Source organism: Chryseobacterium pyrolae (genome assembly GCF_025153485.1).
Classification (GTDB): Bacteria; Bacteroidota; Bacteroidia; order Flavobacteriales; family Weeksellaceae; genus Chryseobacterium; species Chryseobacterium antibioticum.
Genome location: NZ_JANZQH010000014.1, coordinates 18,183 through 36,749, shown reverse-complemented (window position 1 = coordinate 36,749; position 18,567 = coordinate 18,183). Strand labels below are relative to the sequence as shown.

Annotated in this window: 13 protein-coding genes; 7 read left to right on the top strand and 6 right to left on the bottom strand. The window is 39.2% G+C overall.

Annotated features, from left to right (window positions below; genetic code table 11):
• Positions 1-72: 72 nt before the first annotated feature.
• Together NZD88_RS20470 and NZD88_RS20465 are read left to right on the top strand one after the other, a co-directional pair.
• Positions 73-2,121, top strand: a complete 2,049-nt coding sequence (locus NZD88_RS20470) for a S9 family peptidase (RefSeq protein ID WP_259831610.1) — start codon at positions 73-75, stop codon at positions 2,119-2,121.
• Positions 2,118-2,459, top strand: a complete 342-nt coding sequence (locus NZD88_RS20465; RefSeq protein ID WP_169236681.1) for a hypothetical protein — start codon at positions 2,118-2,120, stop codon at positions 2,457-2,459. Before NZD88_RS20470 ends, NZD88_RS20465 begins: the two co-directional genes overlap by 4 nt.
• 126 nt (positions 2,460-2,585) lie before the next feature.
• On the opposite strand, the gene NZD88_RS20460 is transcribed toward NZD88_RS20465, so the two are convergent.
• Complete coding sequence (locus tag NZD88_RS20460) at positions 2,586-3,071, bottom strand: SRPBCC family protein (protein WP_259831608.1); 486 nt, start codon at positions 3,069-3,071, stop codon at positions 2,586-2,588.
• A gap of 201 nt (positions 3,072-3,272) precedes the next feature.
• Between NZD88_RS20460 and NZD88_RS20455 the strand changes: the two genes are divergently transcribed.
• From NZD88_RS20455 to NZD88_RS20435, 5 genes are all read left to right on the top strand, one after another.
• Positions 3,273-4,820, top strand: a complete 1,548-nt coding sequence (locus tag NZD88_RS20455) for a sensor histidine kinase (protein ID WP_169235892.1) — start codon at positions 3,273-3,275, stop codon at positions 4,818-4,820.
• A gap of 157 nt (positions 4,821-4,977) precedes the next feature.
• Complete coding sequence (locus NZD88_RS20450; protein WP_034700772.1) at positions 4,978-5,664, top strand: response regulator transcription factor; 687 nt, start codon at positions 4,978-4,980, stop codon at positions 5,662-5,664.
• A 79-nt stretch (positions 5,665-5,743) separates the two neighbouring features.
• Complete coding sequence (locus tag NZD88_RS20445) at positions 5,744-6,391, top strand: hypothetical protein (protein ID WP_259831606.1); 648 nt, start codon at positions 5,744-5,746, stop codon at positions 6,389-6,391.
• Between the two features lie 19 nt (positions 6,392-6,410).
• Positions 6,411-6,770 carry a hypothetical protein gene (locus NZD88_RS20440; RefSeq protein WP_259831604.1) on the top strand — a complete coding sequence of 120 codons (360 nt, stop codon included), beginning with the start codon at positions 6,411-6,413 and terminating at the stop codon, positions 6,768-6,770.
• Positions 6,771-6,837: 67 nt separating this feature from the next.
• A complete protein-coding gene (locus tag NZD88_RS20435; protein ID WP_259831603.1) occupies positions 6,838-9,525 on the top strand; it encodes a TonB-dependent receptor domain-containing protein in 2,688 nt (895 codons plus the stop codon).
• Positions 9,526-9,989: 464 nt separating this feature from the next.
• On the opposite strand, the gene NZD88_RS20430 is transcribed toward NZD88_RS20435, so the two are convergent.
• The 5 genes from NZD88_RS20430 to NZD88_RS20410 form a co-directional block, all read right to left on the bottom strand.
• Positions 9,990-10,487: a cupin domain-containing protein gene (locus NZD88_RS20430; RefSeq protein WP_169235889.1), complete on the bottom strand. Its 498-nt coding sequence runs from the start codon at positions 10,485-10,487 to the stop codon at positions 9,990-9,992.
• 50 nt (positions 10,488-10,537) lie between these two features.
• Complete coding sequence (locus NZD88_RS20425) at positions 10,538-12,808, bottom strand: GH92 family glycosyl hydrolase (RefSeq protein WP_259831602.1); 2,271 nt, start codon at positions 12,806-12,808, stop codon at positions 10,538-10,540.
• 4 nt (positions 12,809-12,812) lie between these two features.
• A complete protein-coding gene (locus NZD88_RS20420) occupies positions 12,813-13,688 on the bottom strand; it encodes an ROK family protein (protein WP_259831601.1) in 876 nt (291 codons plus the stop codon).
• Between the two features lie 193 nt (positions 13,689-13,881).
• Positions 13,882-16,293, bottom strand: a complete 2,412-nt coding sequence (locus tag NZD88_RS20415; RefSeq protein WP_259831600.1) for an endo-beta-N-acetylglucosaminidase H — start codon at positions 16,291-16,293, stop codon at positions 13,882-13,884.
• 57 nt (positions 16,294-16,350) lie between these two features.
• Positions 16,351-18,498: an endo-beta-N-acetylglucosaminidase H gene (locus tag NZD88_RS20410; RefSeq protein WP_259831599.1), complete on the bottom strand. Its 2,148-nt coding sequence runs from the start codon at positions 18,496-18,498 to the stop codon at positions 16,351-16,353.
• Positions 18,499-18,567: the final 69 nt, after the last annotated feature.

Sequence of the window (18,567 nt, the reverse complement as noted above, 5' to 3'; positions counted from 1 at the left end):
AAAAACGACTCCAAAAAAGAGAAAATGTATAAGTACGTTCCATCCGGCCCAATAAAAAATTAAAATATTCGGATGAAAGCTCCACAGGCAAAAAAAATAGAAAAAATACTAGAAATACACGGCGACAGAAGAACAGATAACTACTTCTGGCTTAACGAAAGGGAAAACCCTGAAGTCATTAAATACCTTGAAGAGGAAAACGCATACGAAGAGCTGATGATGAAAGACACAGAAGCTTTTCAGGAGGAACTTTTCGAAGAAATGAAAGCCCGCTACAAAAAAGACGATGAGTCTCTCCCCTATTTCTTTAACGGATACTGGTATATTGTACGCTACGAAGAAGGAAAAGAATATCCTATCTTCTGCAGAAAACACAAAAGCCTGGACAATGAGGAAGAAATCATTGTAGATGTTAATATATTAGCAGAAGGCGAAACTTATTTTGAGGTAGGAAGCGTTGCCGTTTCTCCCAATAATGAGCTGGTTTCTTTTTCATCAGACAATGTAAGCCGCAGAATCTACACCATCAATTTCAAAAACCTGATAACAGGAGAAATTTACTCAGATCAAATCCTTAATACTACAGGAAAAGCGGTATGGGCGAATGACAATGAACATGTTTTCTACATCAGAAAGGATGAAAGTTTACGTGCTTTCCAGGTGTACAGACATAAACTGGGTACAGATTCTTCGGAGGATATTTTGATCTTCCATGAAGATGATGATACTTTTGACGTGAATGTTTTCAAGACAAAATCAATGGAATATATTTTCATTGCGAGCTCAAGCACGATTTCTGATGAACACAGATTCATTCCTTCTGACAATGTTTTTGCAGAATGGAAGATTATCCAGCCCAGAATAGATGATCTTGAATATTCGGTAGAGCATTTTGAAGATGAATTTTACATCATCACGAATGCAGATGATGCGATCAATTTCAAGATTGTAAAAACCAAAATCAACAACTGCGGGATGGAGAACTGGGTAGATGTTATTCCACACCGTGCTGAAGTTCTTTTGGAAGGTTTTGAGATTTTCAGAGATTATCTGGTTCTTGAAGAGAGAGAAGAAGGATTACTACAGATCAAGATTATTGATGAGAAAACTAAAGAATCTTATTATCTTCCTTTTTCTGATCCAACGTACACGGCTTACATCGGAATCAATATGGAATTTGACACCGAAGTTCTCCGTTATGGCTATACTTCACTGACGCAGCCAAGTTCCACATACGAATACAATCTGAAGGAAAAAACCACTCAACTTCTGAAACAACAGGAAGTTCTTGGTGGAAAATTCGTCCCTGAAAACTATATTTCAGAAAGAATATGGGCAGAATCCAGAGATGGAGAAACAAGAATCCCGATCTCTCTTGTTTATCACAAAAACACGCAAAAGTCTGCAGATACTCCATTACTTTTATATGGTTATGGAAGCTATGGACATACAGTAGACGCGAGTTTTTCCAATGTAAGACTTTCTATTTTAGACAGAGGATTTATTTACGCTATCGCTCATATCCGTGGTGGAGAATACCTGGGAAGAGAATGGTATGAAGACGGAAAAATGCTCTTTAAGAAAAATACGTTCTTTGATTTCATCGATGCAGGAAAGCATTTGATTCAGGAAAACTATACTTCATCCAATCATATGTACGCGATGGGTGGAAGCGCAGGCGGACTTCTCGTAGGAGCTGTTGTTAATTATGAACCTAAACTTTTTCACGGAATTGTAGCACAGGTTCCATTTGTAGATGTAGTTACTACGATGCTTGATGAAACTATTCCATTGACAACCGGAGAATATGATGAATGGGGAAATCCAAATGACAAAGAATATTATCAGTACATGAAGGAATATTCGCCTTACGATAATATTGAGGCGAAAGAATATCCACACATGCTGATCACAACAGGACTTCACGATTCACAAGTACAGTATTGGGAACCGGCAAAATGGACGGCAAAATTGAGAGAACTTAAAACAGGCGATAATCTCCTATTGTTCAAAACCGACATGAGCTCAGGACACGGCGGAGCGAGCGGAAGATTTGAATCATTGAAGGAAGACGCACTGGAATATGCGTTTCTTTTGAAAATAGAAAATATAAAAAAATGATCAACGAAGGAGAATACTGGAAAAAGATAGAACAGTTTTTTGAAGACAATTTCGAAACTGAAAAAAATCCTCCGATTGAAACAGTTTTGTTTCTGATAGGACTACAGGAGCTTGGAAGCGGCCAACAGAAATACACAAAAGAAGATAAGGTAAATCTAATCCACATTGCAGTATGCAGACTATTGGAACCATTTGGATATTATAAGTTTACCCATTATGAAGACGGATGGCCACAATATGATAAACTGGAAACTCTTCCGGAATTAAGACCCAATGAACAATCTCTTCTGATGAAAAAAGCAATTATACAGTATTTTCAGGAAGAAGAACTGATTTAAAAATGCATACGCACATATAAAATTCAATAGAAGACGGGCTAAAGCCCGTCTTTTCTTTTACAATGCACTAAAGGCTTTAGCCAAAACATAAAAAACACCAATGACGGTCTTTCTCAGATCTTCACCTTATTTGAGTATTTCCTCAAGCTGTGTCAGTCCCATCTTAAATCCCTCTTCAAAGCCCATTTCCAACAATTGTTTCATCGTTTCCGGAGAAGGAAAATGAATATTGATGGTCACTTTAGTTCCTTCTTCTACTCCGGTAAAACCGAACAGCCATTTCGACGGTGCAAAGTTTTCATTAATGTTTCCTTTTTCATCACAGAAAGCATCCGTTCCGTCAAAGCTTCTATGTTCGGTAATCTCACCATATTTCACCTGGGCGTACATCTTTTCACCATCAGGTCCTACCATCGCGTAATGCCAGACTCCATCCTCTTTAAAATCCTGTTTTACGGTTTCGCATTTCCAGGGTTTTGGAGCCCACCATTGATCCAATAATTCGGATTGGGTAAAATAGCCCCACACTTTTGAAACATCCGCATCATAAATTTTCATGACATAGACAGTGTTCAAATCAAAATCTTTGTTAAAAATGATAGTAGATTCCATAAGTAGTTATTTTTAACAAAGCTAGCTATTTTATCTCTGTACAGGACTTTCCATAGGACAAGTAATTTATAATTCATAAATAATTGTTAAAAAACTCCCTTTTAAGAGAAATTAAACAATTTTTTGGCTCGTTTTTTGTTTATCAAGTCTTAAAATAATTAATTTTAACATTCATCTTTTTCAAACATATAAAATCAAGTAATGAATAACAAATTCATCCCAATAATTTCAGTGTTTATGACGATCTCACTGATTGTCTTTGTTACGCTCCAATTTTATTGGCTGAAAGGTTATTATGGTGCTCTGGAACAGGAATTTTCGAATAAAGTATATTCCGCTTTAGAAAATACGGCTAAAAATATTGAAGAAATTGAAGCAGATAAATATCTGAATCAGGATTATAAAAATCTAAGAAACAATATTCTTGCCAATAAAGACCAACCTTCTTTAACCACGATCCAACAGGTAGAAGATTCCGGTACACAACGCCAGATCATCTATTCCAAAAATATTATATCAAAAACTCAGCTTCCGATATCTCCAAAAGGTGATTCGGTAAAGCTGACGACTTTGTATACTGACAATGCAACCTACAAGATAAAAAAGGACACAACCAACCGAGAGCTTCTCACCTCAGAGCTTAACAACGATATTGAAAACGGAGATTACGCCGTAAAGGAATTTGTAAAAGTACTGGGCACCAATCTTCCAATTGCTAAAAGAGTAGACGCCAATATTCTTGATTCTGTGATCGCAAAAGAGTTGAAAATAAAAGGAATTACAGCAAAATTCGGGTATGGAGTCATCGACAAAAACAACAATCTCACCAGTGTTGTCAATAAATCATACAAAGAGAAAAAAGATAACAATACCTACAGCTACCCTCTTTTTACGGATGTTAAAAACCGGACTTTATACAGTCTGGCTTTAGTTTTTCCTAAAAAAGAATACTCACTGGCCATGAACAACTGGCCGATGCTTCTCGGAACTTTCCTCTCTCTACTGACCATTCTGGGAATTTATATTATTTCCATTAATTATATGATGAGACAGAAAAAACTGGCAGAAGTAAAGACAGATTTCATCAACAATATGTCTCATGAGTTTAAAACGCCGCTGGCAACCATTTCTGTTGCAACAGATTCTTTAGCCAACGACAAGATCGCAACCAACCCCGAGAAGGTAAAATACTATTCGGAACTGATCAAGCAGGAAAATTTAAGGATGAAAAAGCAGGTGGAAAACGTGTTGAACATGTCTAAGCTTGAAAGAAATGAAGTAGAACTCTTCTTAAGGGAAACCAACGTACGTGAGCTCATTAAGAGAACAACAGAATCTTTTAATCTTATTGTAAAACAAAGAAACGGCTCGCTGACACAGGAATTCAATGCAACGAATTATACATTCAAAATAGATGAGTTCCATATTTCAAATATGCTGGTGAATTTACTGGACAATGCCAACAAATATTCACCGGATGCACCCGAGATTCATGTGAAGACAAGAAACGAAGGAAACTGGTACGTCATAGAAATTTCCGATAAGGGAATGGGAATGGAAACAGAAAACAAGACCAAAATATTTGAAAAATTCTTTAGGGAAGAAACCGGAAACATTCACAATGTAAAAGGACAGGGACTGGGACTTTCTTACGTAAAGAAAATTGCAGAACTGCACAAAGGACAGATCATCGTAGATTCCCACAAAGACAAAGGGAGTACGTTTACGATCAAGCTGCCGATGAGCTAAATCATAAGTGATGAGAAGTCAATGATAAATGATCAGATTACAGCAAAGAATCATTGATCAATTATCATTAAAATATAGAACCAAATAACAAAATATAGAAGATAGAGTGAGAACGTTCATTCTTAATTTTTAATCATTAATTTTAATTATTAAAATCATGAGCAACAGAATATTATTAGTAGAAGACGATCAGAGTTTCGGGGCAGTACTGAAGGATTATTTGACGATCAATAATTTTGAGGTAAACCTTGCTACAGATGGAGAACAGGGTTTGAAAGAATTTACAGAAAATGAATTTGACATCTGTATTTTTGATGTGATGATGCCTAAAAAAGATGGGTTTTCATTAGCTGAAGACGTAAAAAAAATCGATAAAAATACGCCTATCATATTCCTTACGGCAAGAAATATGAGAGAAGATATCCTTAAGGGATACCAACTGGGTGCAGATGACTATATTACAAAGCCGTTTGATACGGAACTTCTTTTATACAAGATCAAAGCGATCCTGCAGAGAAGCTCTACTTTAGAAAATGAAGAACAGGAGCAATTTAAGATCAGTAATATTTTCTTTGACTCTATGCTGAGACAGCTGAAAGTAGGTGATAAAGAATACAAACTTTCTCCAAAAGAAAATGAACTGTTAAAACTTCTTTGTATCCACAGAAACGATTTCATGCCGAGAGATCTGGCTTTGAGAAAAATCTGGAAAAAAGAAAATTACTTTACGGCAAGAAGTATGGACGTATATATCGCCAAGCTTCGTAAGCTGTTAAAAGACGATGAAGGGTTGGAAATTATCAACGTTCACGGAGAAGGATTTAGACTTTTAGTTAAAAATTAGTTCTAAAACCATATTATAAATATAAAATTAGCAAAACAATTAAAAATGTTTTGCTAATTTTGTTTCATACCGATTGGATATGAAAAATACATTCTTAGGCGTTATCGCCATTTCAGTGTTAGCTGTTTCATGTAACAAAGATGAAAAAGCTACTTATTTAAAAGAAGAGGCAGGTGCTCAGCAGCCCAGTGTGGCTGTGAATTCAGCGCCCAAAGCTTCTCTAATGGAGCAGGCAGGCATCCAATCTAATAAACCCAACCTTACCGCTGTAGCTGCACCAGCCGGAGCCATGAATCCTCCACACGGGCAGCCAGGCCACAGATGTGATATCCCGGTAGGACAGCCTTTGAATGGAAGTCCGGCACCAGGACAGGCAGCACCACAAAACGTGGCAACAACTCCCAACAATGCCATTAAAATAGATCCTAATTCCATGTCACCGGGAAAAGTAGTGATCGACAACAATGGAAAGCAGGTGAAAACAGCTCCCGGTATGAATCCTCCACACGGACAGCCAGGTCACAGATGTGATATTCCAGTAGGTCAGCCTTTAAACAGTAAACCAACGCCAGCACCGACGCCTACACCACAACCCGTTCAAAGTGCACAAAACGTTCCCGGTCCGGTAACAGCACCAGCTCCAACAGGCCCAAAACCCAAACTGAACCCGGCACACGGAGAACCTTGGCACAACTGTGCACTAAAAGTTGGTGATCCTTTGTCATAATTTTTGTATTTTTGCAGAGATGAAGCTGTTTCACATTCTTGCAGTTATTTTTTGTCTAGGAATTTTTTTAGTTCCTAAAGACAGCTTCTACTCTCAATCTATGCAGGATACATGCTGTAAAGCCAAGGCTGAAAAGAGCGACTGCTGCAAAAACCACACTTCAAAAAACAGTAACGACCACGATACAAAGTCTTCATGTAATGATGACTGCTGTTCAACGTGCGTTGCATGCTACACGTATATAGAAACACCGTTTTCTAAAGGCTTACATTTCGAACTGTCTTATTACAAAGCCAATAAGAATCCTCAGTTCCAATATTCACCGCCTCATTTATCAGACCGTTTAAAAGAGATCTGGCAACCACCTAAGATAGGTTAATTATCAAACAGTGAGTCCGTTAAACATTTTAATGGACCGTTTATAATTAATCTAAACTTTTAAACAAATGAAATTATATATTTCCAAGTTCATTCTTGGTCTAATGGTCCTGTCTGTACACTTTATATCAGCACAAAACCTATCAAAAAGTAAGTTCAAAGTTAAAGGAAACTGCGAAATGTGCCAGACCAGAATAGAAACTGCGGCCAAAAAAGCGGGTGCTAAAACTGCAGTTTATTCTATCGATCTGCAAACTTTAACCCTTGAAACCGACGGTAACGTTTCTACAGATGAAATCCTCAAGAAAGTAGCCGATGCCGGCCACGACAATGAAAAATTCAAGTCTTCTGACGCTACTTATAAAGATCTTCCGGGATGTTGTCATTATGAAAGAGACTCTCAGTCTCCCCCTGCGGAAGCTCATCGGCATCATGCTAAAAAAGACAATGAGTTTTATGTAAAAGGAAACTGTGCTTCGTGCAAAGCCAGAATTGAAAAAACAGCAAAAACAGCTGGTGCAGATTCAGCAGAATGGAGCGCAGAAAAGCAAACAGTAACTTTAATTTTTGATCCTTCAAAAACCTCATCAGACAAGGTTTTGAAAGCTATTGCCGATGCCGGTCATGACAACGAAAAATACAAAACGTCTGATGCAGTTTATAAAAACCTTCCGGGATGCTGTCTGTACGACAGGGATATTCCTTTCGGAGAAGCTAATCCGGATGTCCATTTCGAAGAGGAAGCAAAACATGATGACCATAAAGAACATCAGCCAGCTACCCTTACTGAAGACCATAAACCCTCCGAAAAAAGCATTGAAGGAGTAACAATTACCGGTTCAAAAGCAGCCACTGCATTAAGCAAAAAGGAAGCAGGTCTTGTTTTTAATATCGATAAAAAGGAATTACTGAAAGCGGCTTGCTGTAACCTCTCGGAAAGCTTTGAAACGAATGCTACTGTAGATGTTTCCTTCAGCAATGCCGTTACGGGAACCAAACAATTAAAAATGCTTGGACTGGATCAAAAATACACGAGCTTAACAAAGGAGCTTCTTCCTGAAATCAGAGGTCTTGCTTCGGCTTATGGATTAAATTTCATTCCCGGAAGATGGATTGAAAGCATTCAGCTGACAAAAGGGGGAAGTACGGTTACAAATGGCTACGAAAGTATCACAGGACAGATCAACACCGAGCTTTTGAAAAATGCCAAAGAACCTGAAACGTCACTAAATATTTTTGCTGATTTCAATGGAAGAGCGGAAGCCAATATCACCAGCGTCTCTCCTATCAATGAGAAATGGTCACAGACCTTTTTATTACACGGAAACGGAACTTTCGGAGATACGGATATGAATCACGATACTTTCCTGGACAGACCGAAAGGAACGCAAATCAACGCAGCTTATCTCCTTAATTATAATGACCTTGAAAAATCCGGATTCGGATCTCATTTCGGGATTAATTTCATCAAGGATGAGAGAACAGCCGGACAGATTGGTTTTGATAAAACACTGGGTCAGGACAAACAGGGTGCTTATGGTGTAGGTATTGATATTTCAAGATTCCAGGTCTGGAATAAAACAGGATATGTATTTAAAGGAAAACCTTACCAGAGCTTAGGCTGGATGAACCAGTATGTGTATCATCAGCAGGATAGCTTTTTCGGACTGAGAAATTATGCAGGGAAACAACACACCTATTACTCAAATTTAATCTTTGAAAGCATCATCGGAAATACAAACCATAAGTATAAGGCCGGAGCCAGCTTTTTATATGACGGCTACGAGGAAACGTACCTAATGGATGATATGAAGAGAAATGAAATCGTTCCGGGAATTTTCGCTGAATATACATTGACCGGATTAAAATATACTTTAGTAGCAGGAGCCAGAGCAGATTTTCATAATCTTGCGGGAACTCAGTTTACCCCACGAGTTAATTTTAAGTATGATTTCACTCCTCAGACGATCTTAAGACTTTCTGCGGGCAGAGGATTCAGAACGGCTAATGTTTTTGCAGAAAACCAACAGTATTTTGCATCAAACAGAAGTATTCAGATCCTGCAAAACGGTGGAAATATTTATGGATTAAGACCTGAAATCGCGTGGAACTATGGAGCCAGCTTACAGCAGGAATTCAAACTTTTCGGTAGAAAATCTTCAATTGTCGCTGATTTTTTCAGAACAGATTTTCAGGATCAGGTGCTTGTTGATCTTGACCGTTCTCCACAGCAGCTTACCTTCTATAATTTAGAAGGGAAATCGTTTGCGAACTCTTTCCAGACGCAATGGGATTTTACGCCTTTCAAGAATTTTGATGTAAGACTGGCTTATAAATATTATGATGTTCAGGCAGATTATATCGATGGCAGAAGAGAGGTTCCTTTCATGGCCAAGCACAGAGGTTTTGTGAATCTTGCCTATGCAACGAATAAAAATGATAAAGGTGGATTCTGGAGTTTTGATACGACCCTGAACTGGGTAGGAAAGCAGAGACTTCCGGAGACATCGAGTAATCCTGCTGAATTCCAGCTACCAGTATATTCTGATTCTTATGCCGTATTGAATGCACAGATCTCAAGGAACTTTAATAAAAAGATCAGAGCTTATTTAGGAGGTGAAAACCTTACGTCTTACTATCAGAAAAATGCCATTGTTGATTTCAGAAATCCTTTTGGAAATTATTTTGATGGCGGGATGGTGTATGCCCCAATTATGAAGGCTAATTTTTATGTGGGGCTGGACGTGACTTTCTAATCATTAAGCTTTTTTAAACGTAAAATTGATTTTTTGTAGTGTAGATTTTAGGGAGGAAAGAGCAATCAACAAGTTGATTTGATGAAGGAGATGATATAGAATACAAACAAACCTTATAGGTTTATATTTACCTACAACATAAAAACAAAAACAGCATCGAATCGATGCTGTTTTTATAGATAAACATCTATGATTCACAGATATACATCGATACTGTTTATAGGGAATTTTATTTTATAAAGCTGTTACTTTGTACCAGTAAAATTAACCCAATAAGAATTTATTCCAAACGGGAAATTTTACTGGAAACAAAAATGATGAAAAAAATTATTGATGTACAGATAACCTCGAGAACTTTTTGAAAACTTAAAAACACAAATAAGAAAGAAATTAACTTGGTTTATAGGTTATTTGATACAAAAAAAAGACTGTCTCAAAAACAGTCTTTTTTTGTTTTGCGGATATTATCTTCCGAAATCGTCCTGTACTCTTACGATATCATCTTCGTCCGAAGGGTTGGAAGCATCGGTGTGTTGCCAGATTTCCGCTACTACACCCCAACCGTCAAGTCCAATCAGTCTGTGTCTTTCACCCTGCTGAAGTTTGATCTGATCTTTTGGATGGTATTCTTTCAGTTCTCCTTCTTCATCCGTATTGCTTGTTTTGATCCCAACGGTTCCTTCCACTACCTGCCAGATTTCTGCTCTGCGGTGATGGTACTGCCAGCTTAAACGGGCATCCGGGGCAACCAAAAGGATCTTAGGGCTCAGTTTTCCTCCTATTTTCAGGCTTTCTACATTAATTCCGTCAAAATACTGATTGGCAAAATCCTGAGCCTGATTTTCGTCGATCACGAAAAAACCACCCCAGGGTCTTGTATTATCTTTTGCAGCAATAGTAAAACCCTGGTTCTCCAGCATTTTCTCTACCTTATCGAATATTTCTGTTTTCTCTGCACTCATAATTTATTCCTGTTCTAAAATTATTTTTCAAATATAAAGTTTGTTGATCATTATTCCTTCGACATTGAATAAGGAAAGTCTTTTTCCTCAGAGCCTCTTTCTTTATTGGGCTTGCTGTCCATCTGAAATTCCAGCACCGCTCCGTTCATTAATTCCTTATGGCTGAGCCAGTTTTTCGAATAAGACCGAAGGTTTACGTTTAATGATTTAACGTATAGATTTTCTGCACTGTTTGCCGGTGCTTTTATTTCAATTGTCTTACCATTTTCCAGGTGAATCACTGCTTCCTTGAAGAGCGGCGCTCCCAAAACATACTGATCTGTGGCTGGTGTTACCGGATAAAATCCTAAGGCTGAAAATACGTACCATGCGGAAGTTTGTCCGTTGTCTTCATCCCCACAATAGCCGTCCGGTGTTGCATAATACAGCTTATCCATTACCTGCCTTGTCCAATATTGCGTTTTGTATGGTGCTCCTGCATAGTTATACAAATAAATCATATGCTGGATCGGCTGGTTTCCGTGGGCATACTGTCCCATATTCATGATCTGCATTTCACGGATTTCGTGAATGACACTTCCATAATAGCTATCATCAAAGACCGGCGGAAGGGAGAAAACCTCATCCAGTTTGGCCTCAAATTTCTTTTTACCCCCCATTAATTTAGACAAGCCATCGATATCCTGGAAAACTGACCAGGTATAATGCCAGCTGTTCCCTTCAGTAAATGCATCACCCCATTTGAACGGGTTGAATGGCGACTGGAATTTTCCGTCTTTGTTTTTACCACGCATCAGACCTGTTTCCGGGTCAAATACATTTTTATAGTTATCTGCTCTTTTTTTATAAATATCAATTTCTGAAGCAGGTTTTCCCAGTGCTTTTCCTAGCTGATAAATCGCAAAATCGTCGTACGCATACTCAAGCGTTCTAGCTGCATTTTCATTGATTTTGACATCGTAAGGAACGTAGCCCAAAGTATTGTAATAGTCTACTCCTCTACGTCCAACCGCATCAATCGGGCCTTCGTTATTGGCTCCATGTTTCACCGCTTGCCAGAGCGTTTCCACATCATATCCGCGGAGCCCTTTGACATAAGCATCTGCCACCACCGAAGCTGAATTGTTTCCGATCATAATATCAGAATATCCGGGACTGCTCCACTCCGGAAGAAATCCTCCTTCTTTGAATGTATTGGCCAAACCTTCCTGCATTTCAACATTCATGCTTGGATAGACCAGATTCAGAAAAGGATACAAAGCACGGAACGTATCCCAAAAGCCTGTTCCTGCGAACATTTTTCCGTCCAGGATTTTTCCGTTATAAGGACTCCAGTGCTTTACTTTGTTCTGGGCATCGATCTCGTATAGCTTCTGAGGGAAAAATAATGTTCTGTAAAGCGAGGAATAAAAGGTTCTCATCTGCTGATCTGTTCCGCCTTTTACTTCAATTCTGCCCAGGGTTTTATTCCAGATATTTTTAGCATCCGTTTTTACCTGTTCAAAATTTCTGTTTCCTATTTCTCTCTTCAGGTTCAGTTCTGCTTGTTCGAAACTGATGAATGAGGAAGCTGTTCTCGCATAAACACTTTCTTTATTTTTTAATTTAAACCCAACGATTGCCCCGGCGTGATCGCTGGTCATTTCCAACTGACTCTTTACAAAAACGCTGTCCTTCCAAGTCGTCGTTAAGTCAAAATCTTTATCAAACTGAATGACAAAGTAGTTTTTAAAATTGTCATATTTCCCTCTGGAATACTTCGTGGTGTACCCCAGAATTTTTCTTTCTTTGGGAAGAATTTTAATGTAAGAACCTTTGTTTAAAGCATCAATCACGACATATGCGCTGTCTGTTTTCGGGAAATCAAATTTGAAAAAGGCGGCTCTTTCCGTTGGAGTAAGCTCCGTCGTCACATTGATATCCGCCAGATAAACGCTGTAGCTGTAGGGTTTTGCATTTTCTGCTTTATGGCTGAACCAGCTTGCCCGTTCTTCCTCCTTAAATTTTAGTTTACCGACTCCCGGCATGATGGCGAAAGCACCGTAATCATTCATCCAGGGAGATGGCTGGTGCGTTTGTTTAAAGCCTTTTATTTTGTCCGCATCGTAAGAGTAAGCCCATCCATCACCCATTTTTCCGGTTTGTGGCGTCCAGAGGTTCATTCCCCATGGAAGTCCGATGGCGGGATACGTATTCCCGTTGGATAAAGATGGTTTGGACTGGGTTCCCATTAAAGGATTCACATAGTCCGCAGGAGATATTCCCTGCCCCAATGCAAAGATATTAAGTACAATAAAAAAAGTTGAAAATAAAAACTTCATGGTATCATTTTGTTAAATTGATTCGGGCTTTCTTTAAGGCATAGCCCGCAGCACCGAGAATAGCAGCATCTTCAAAAATAGCGGAAATTTTAATAGGAAGATTGATTTTATGCTCCTCCAGGTGCTGATTTAACCTCTTTTTAAAGTAAGGATAAACTTTTGCAATATTTCCACCTATAACCAAAACTTCAGGGTCATAATTTTTTACATATTTTACAATGAATTCCGCGAAAGAATCTGCATAATCGTCAAACATTTTGTTCTGTATTTCTTCCGGCTTATCCAGCAGGTCTTTCGTTCCTGATATTTTTTCACCGGTTAAAGCATAATAATGATTCACGAACCATCTTGTCGCCAGATAGTCTTCACAGATTGAATCTTTGAAAGGTGAATCCCAAAGGTCTTCATCTGACGCTACTTCTCCATCATAAAAAGCAGTTCCCAATCCTGTTCCCAAAGTGACTCCAAAAATTCTGCTGTAATCCTGTACGCAACCTCCAAAAACTTCTCCTTCCAGAAAAGCTCCTGCATCATTCAAGAAATGAATCTGATCAGGGGAAATCAAGAGTCTTTCAGCCAATTCTTTTTTTATATTGACCTGATAGATATCGATAAATTTTCCCTGCTGCATGAGTGAGATTCCGTTTTCATAATCAAAAGGACCGGGCATTGCTATCCCAATCAGAAGATCCTTTTTAGCCAAATCAACAGCCACTTTTTCAATGGCAGAGATCCAGGCAGAAAAAATCATTTCCCGTAGTCCAAAAGAGTCTACATGTTCTCTTACATATGTAGAACTGATGATTTCACGTTTCTCCGGATCAACCTGAGCCATGGTAATATGTGAACCACCAATGTCTATTCCTACTATATTTTGCATTATATTTTTTTTGTTAGATAATAGATTTCAGACATCAGATATTAGACGTCAAAAATATCAATATACTCTATCTAAAATTATACTTTTTTACTATTAAAACAGACAGACCGGGAAGCTATTCACTTCCCGACTGTCCATACTAAAATCCCCTAATTTATTTCTACTTTTTATATGCCTAACGAGGATTAAACTTTTATTGTACAATCACTTTTCCAGAAGATTGTATCGTGTTGTCTTTTGAATGTATTTTATAGATATAGGTCCCCGCAGATAAATTCTGAGTGCTGATTGCCATATCTTTTTTATCAATTTTTTGACTTATCATTAATTTTCCAGTCATATCATATACTGTTATTTCAGTAGCAGAATTTTCTTTAATGGCAAAATGAATATCATTTCCTTTTTTAACCGGATTTGGATATGCGTAGTTCACCTGATTTTTTTCGGAAGAAATATCTTTTGTTGATAGTGTCGTGCAGGCTACGTCTGTTCTCCAGTTGGTATTGGACATTCCGATCAAGGTAGCAAAATGCGTATTGGCTGTAGCATCCAAAGCTCCGTTTCCGTTGCCTTCATTCATTTTCCAGTTAGCTTCAAGGTTGGGAGAGTTGGCTGGAACATTACAGTTGTTGGCAAGAATTTCCGCGGGTGTCAATGCTCTTTTCCATACTCTGAATTCATCTAAGAATCCGTTAAGGGTACGGGCATTCTCATAATTTCTACCCAGATAAAGAATACCGTTTGCAGTGAAATTACCTGACGCGGGAGCACTTGCATCCAGAACACCATTCACATAGATCTTCATGGCCGCACCGTCATAAGTAGCTGCTATGTGATACCATGTATTGGTACTGAATGTGGTCGCAGTATTCACTTTTACCTGAGCAGTTCCAAAGCTTAATATGAACTGTAGCTTATTATTCGCCAGGTTTCCGTCCCCGAATCTCAGCATTGCAGAATTACTGTCGCCTACTTCAATACCCATTACGGATGAGATGTAAGGAAAGCTTGGTTTGAATGCATTTACTTTTACCCATCCTTCGAAGGTCACAGCATTTCCGTTAAGGTTAAACTGTCCTGCATTCAGATAATGGGTACTTCCGTTGAACGAAAGCGATCTTGCTCCAGGGCTTTGTACAGGAGCAAATCCACTGTTGAATGCTGATTCTCCTGAATATACACTGGTGTTTGTTCCCCCGCATACTGCCTGTACTTTCCAGACATAATTTGTATTTTCCGTTAAAGCCGGAAGGGTATAAGAGTTTGTCGCAATATTCTGAACATCCGTCCAGGTTGTAGCGGCAGCAGTTTTATACTGTAGATTATAAGAAGATGCGCCTCCTACTGCATCCCACGATAATTTGGTTGTAGTTCCCAGATAGCTTTCGGATTTCATGCCCGATGGCGTTCCGCATGCACTTCCGGAATTAAAACGGGGAGCAAACAGGTAGGTGCTTTTTATGGTTGCTGAACAATTCGACTGTATTCTCCAGTCATATTCTGTGTTCAGAGTAAGCCCGCTGATGATGGTATTATTTCCGGATAAATTGGTCGCTGCATTCACCCAGGTAGTTGAATTGGCTGGTTTGTAATCAATATTGTAGGTCTGAGAAGCATTCCCTGTCCAGTTTAATTTCGCTGAAGTTCCTGTGGTATTCGTCACTTCAAGCCCTAAGGGCGGATCGCAGGCATCTCCCTGAGTCCATGAGTAAAGCTGTCCGCTAAGCAATGTATTTTCGTTATAAAGAATATTGGATCCGGTACTCAGGTAGCTGGCATTGTTGGCTGCATTAAGATCGTACCACATAAACACTCCATAGTTATCATTCATTGTATTGGTGGCAAGCGTCGTAAGTGTAGCTGGAGAAGTTGATTGCGGATTACTGTTCTGAATCCAGGTAGCCGCAGCTGAAAGCTTAGTATTATTAAGTGGTGGTACTGAAGGAGCGCTATACGTCCCGTAATACGGGTTCCAGGCATAATTGATATAATTTCCGGCTGCATCACCATTGTAACTTTGTCTTGATATCGCTGGGCCAATGTAATAAAAAGTGATCAGCTTATCCGGCATAGCTAATTTGAGTTCCTGCAAGAGCATGACAAATGAACTGTTGTTCGGCTGCCCTGTTCCGTTATTTCCATAGCCTGCATATTCGTCATCCAGATCAACACCATCAAGACCATAGGTGTAAACAGTATGGGCTACCTGTAGAGCAAAGTCGCGAGCTGCTTCACGGTTCGGGAAATTAGAAATTCCTGCTCCCTGATGGTTTCCTAAGATATCCAGCAACACCTTAATGCCTTTTTGCTGCAAAGGTCTTACATAAGTGGTAACATCGTTCAATACTTTGGTTACGTTGTTATTGTTGGAAATGTAAGCTCTGCTTTTAGAAACATCATAATTAATATTGGCTGCAAAAATAATAGCGACATCGAAAAGTTGTCTGTTGGTATTCTGCAAAGTATAAGATCCTGCATTCAGCATATTGCTGTTATTCACCTCTACATAACACACCCCCAAAGGATTAAGCTGCTGTGCCTGAAGTCCGGATGCCGCTTGAATGACCAATGCGATCAGGGCAGTAAAAATAGATTTTTTTCTCATGTAATTTTATTTTAATGGTCGGTAAAATCATTGGGACGAAGCCCAATGACTGCTTTTTTATTTTACAATTAGTTTTTCTGTCTGCTTTAAACCCCCGTCCGGAGATTCAAACTGAATAATATAATTCCCCATCGAAAGCTTCGACATATTGTACGGGTGATCTCCGGACTGTAAAGTCTGGGTTTCTACAACACCTCCATTAAAATTATAAACCGATAATTTTCCTCTATTATATTCTTCCGGAACAGACACCGTAAGTGGTGACGAGCTACTTACAGGATTTGGGTATAATCTGATTTTCTTTTTAACTGCCCCTTGCTCCAGGTCTGTTGCTTTTTTGTTCTTTGTATTCGACGAAACTTTTTGAGTCGCTGTTGCACATGGAACATCTGTTCCCCAATTGGAAGTATCCACTCCTGTCAATGTTAAGGTAACTCCGTTTCCTGAACTGTCCTGAACTGATGAACCGCTCCCTTCATTAAATTTCCAGTATGCAGCAAGAGAAGTCGCCGGAAGCGTTACATTACACATCTTCTGGCTGATTTCTGTCTGACTTAATGCTCTTTTCCAAACTCTGACCTCATCTACTTTACCATTGAAATTTCTGGAGGTATTGTATAAATAACCCACGTTGAATGCCCCGCTGGAGGCAACGTTTCCGGTTTGGGCTCTGCTGGCATCTAGCACGCCATTGATATAAAGTTTCATATTAGCACCATCATAGGTTGCGGCAACGTGATACCAGGTATTTGTATTTAAGGCAGTGACTGACGCCAGCTTTTGCTGAACATTATTGATACTTATCACAAACTGGAGTTTGTTATTGGCAAGATTGGCATCTCCTAAACGCAAGAAAGCTGAATTACTGTCGCTTACTTCCGTACCCATAACCGAGGAAATATAAGGTGATGCAGACTTAAAAGATGATGGCTTTATCCAGCCCTCTAATGATAATGCTGACCCGCTTAAAGTAAGGTTTCCGGCTGTACCTGATTCAGTGCTTCCATCCAGAGAAAGAGAGGTAGAACCTGAAGGAGCCGTTCCTGTTCCGCTGTTAAATCTTGGGGCAAAAATATAGGTGCTTTTAACACTGCAATTCGTTCTGACTCTCCAGTCATACTCTGTATTGGCTGTTAATCCTGATATGGTAACTGAAGTAGTGGCAGTAGCTGTCGCCGCACTAGTCCATGTTGTGGAAGAAGCCGGTTTGTAATCTACATCATACGTATTGGTTCCTACCGCTGACCAGTTCAGTTTTGCACTTGTCCCGGTAAGATTGCTGGTGAACAATCCTATTGGAGCATCACAATTGGCTCCCTGCGTCCAGGATTGTAAAGGAGTGCTTAAGACAGTCTGTTGCCCGTATAATGTTTGTGTTCCTGCAGAAAGTTGTGCTGTTTCATTAGTTCCGTGAAGGTCGTACCAAAGGAAAAGTCCATATCCGCCGGTTTTAGTTTGGTTCGCTAAACTTGTTGTTGTAGCATTAGAAGTATTTCCCATCCAAACTGCTGCAGGAGAAATCTGTGCCTTGGTAAGAGGCGGAACGTTGGGTGCAGAAAAAGTTCCGTACGAAGCATTCCAGCTGTAGTTGATATAATCTCCCGCTCTCAACCCGTTCCAGGAAAGTTTTGAAGCCGCCGGACCATAATAATAAAATGAAATGATTTTATCCGGAAGCAAAGCTCTCAGTTCCTGAACAAGCATCACAAATGAGCTGTCATTGGGCTGACCTGTTCCGTTTTGTCCGTAATCAGAATATTCATCATCAAAATCAATTCCGTCTAATCCATAGGTATTCACAGTGTGTGCAAGCTGCAAAGCAAAGTCTTTAGCTGCTTCACGGGTTGGAAAGTTACAGAACCCTGCTCCCTGATGGTTTCCCAGAATCGTTAAAACCACCTTCATCCCTTTATCCTGAAGCGGTTTTATGTACGTATTGGCATTGGTAAGTACTTTGGTTACGTTGTTATTATTACTCAGATAGGCTCTTCCACGACCTGTATCGTAATTGATATTGGCCGCAAAAATATTAACAACGTTAAATAAATAATTCCCTGATGTCTGCAGTTTGTAGGCTCCGGCATTCAGGATATTATTGTTGTTCACTTCCACATAGCATATTCCCGTAGGATTAAGCTGCTGTGCATTCAACACAGGCATGGCATGGATGATCATCAGGATCAATGTAGTAATGGCTTTTTTCATAATGTTTTTTTTAAGTTATTTGGATGTATTGATATCTATTTATTTTCTCCGGAAAAGAAGAAAATGATC

What these genes read in the sequence shown, in the direction of transcription:
- NZD88_RS20450 (WP_034700772.1), top strand. Translation starts at nt 4,978, where the DNA reads ATGAGCAACAGAATATTATTAGTAGAAGACGATCAGAGTTTCGGGGCA.
- NZD88_RS20435 (WP_259831603.1), top strand. Translation starts at nt 6,838, where the DNA reads ATGAAATTATATATTTCCAAGTTCATTCTTGGTCTAATGGTCCTGTCT.
- NZD88_RS20445 (WP_259831606.1), top strand. Translation starts at nt 5,744, where the DNA reads ATGAAAAATACATTCTTAGGCGTTATCGCCATTTCAGTGTTAGCTGTT.
- NZD88_RS20430 (WP_169235889.1), bottom strand. Translation starts at nt 10,487, where the DNA reads ATGAGTGCAGAGAAAACAGAAATATTCGATAAGGTAGAGAAAATGCTG.
- NZD88_RS20470 (WP_259831610.1), top strand. Translation starts at nt 73, where the DNA reads ATGAAAGCTCCACAGGCAAAAAAAATAGAAAAAATACTAGAAATACAC.
- NZD88_RS20410 (WP_259831599.1), bottom strand. Translation starts at nt 18,498, where the DNA reads ATGAAAAAAGCCATTACTACATTGATCCTGATGATCATCCATGCCATG.
- NZD88_RS20460 (WP_259831608.1), bottom strand. Translation starts at nt 3,071, where the DNA reads ATGGAATCTACTATCATTTTTAACAAAGATTTTGATTTGAACACTGTC.
- NZD88_RS20415 (WP_259831600.1), bottom strand. Translation starts at nt 16,293, where the DNA reads ATGAGAAAAAAATCTATTTTTACTGCCCTGATCGCATTGGTCATTCAA.
- NZD88_RS20440 (WP_259831604.1), top strand. Translation starts at nt 6,411, where the DNA reads ATGAAGCTGTTTCACATTCTTGCAGTTATTTTTTGTCTAGGAATTTTT.
- NZD88_RS20420 (WP_259831601.1), bottom strand. Translation starts at nt 13,688, where the DNA reads ATGCAAAATATAGTAGGAATAGACATTGGTGGTTCACATATTACCATG.
- NZD88_RS20455 (WP_169235892.1), top strand. Translation starts at nt 3,273, where the DNA reads ATGAATAACAAATTCATCCCAATAATTTCAGTGTTTATGACGATCTCA.
- NZD88_RS20425 (WP_259831602.1), bottom strand. Translation starts at nt 12,808, where the DNA reads ATGAAGTTTTTATTTTCAACTTTTTTTATTGTACTTAATATCTTTGCA.
- NZD88_RS20465 (WP_169236681.1), top strand. Translation starts at nt 2,118, where the DNA reads ATGATCAACGAAGGAGAATACTGGAAAAAGATAGAACAGTTTTTTGAA.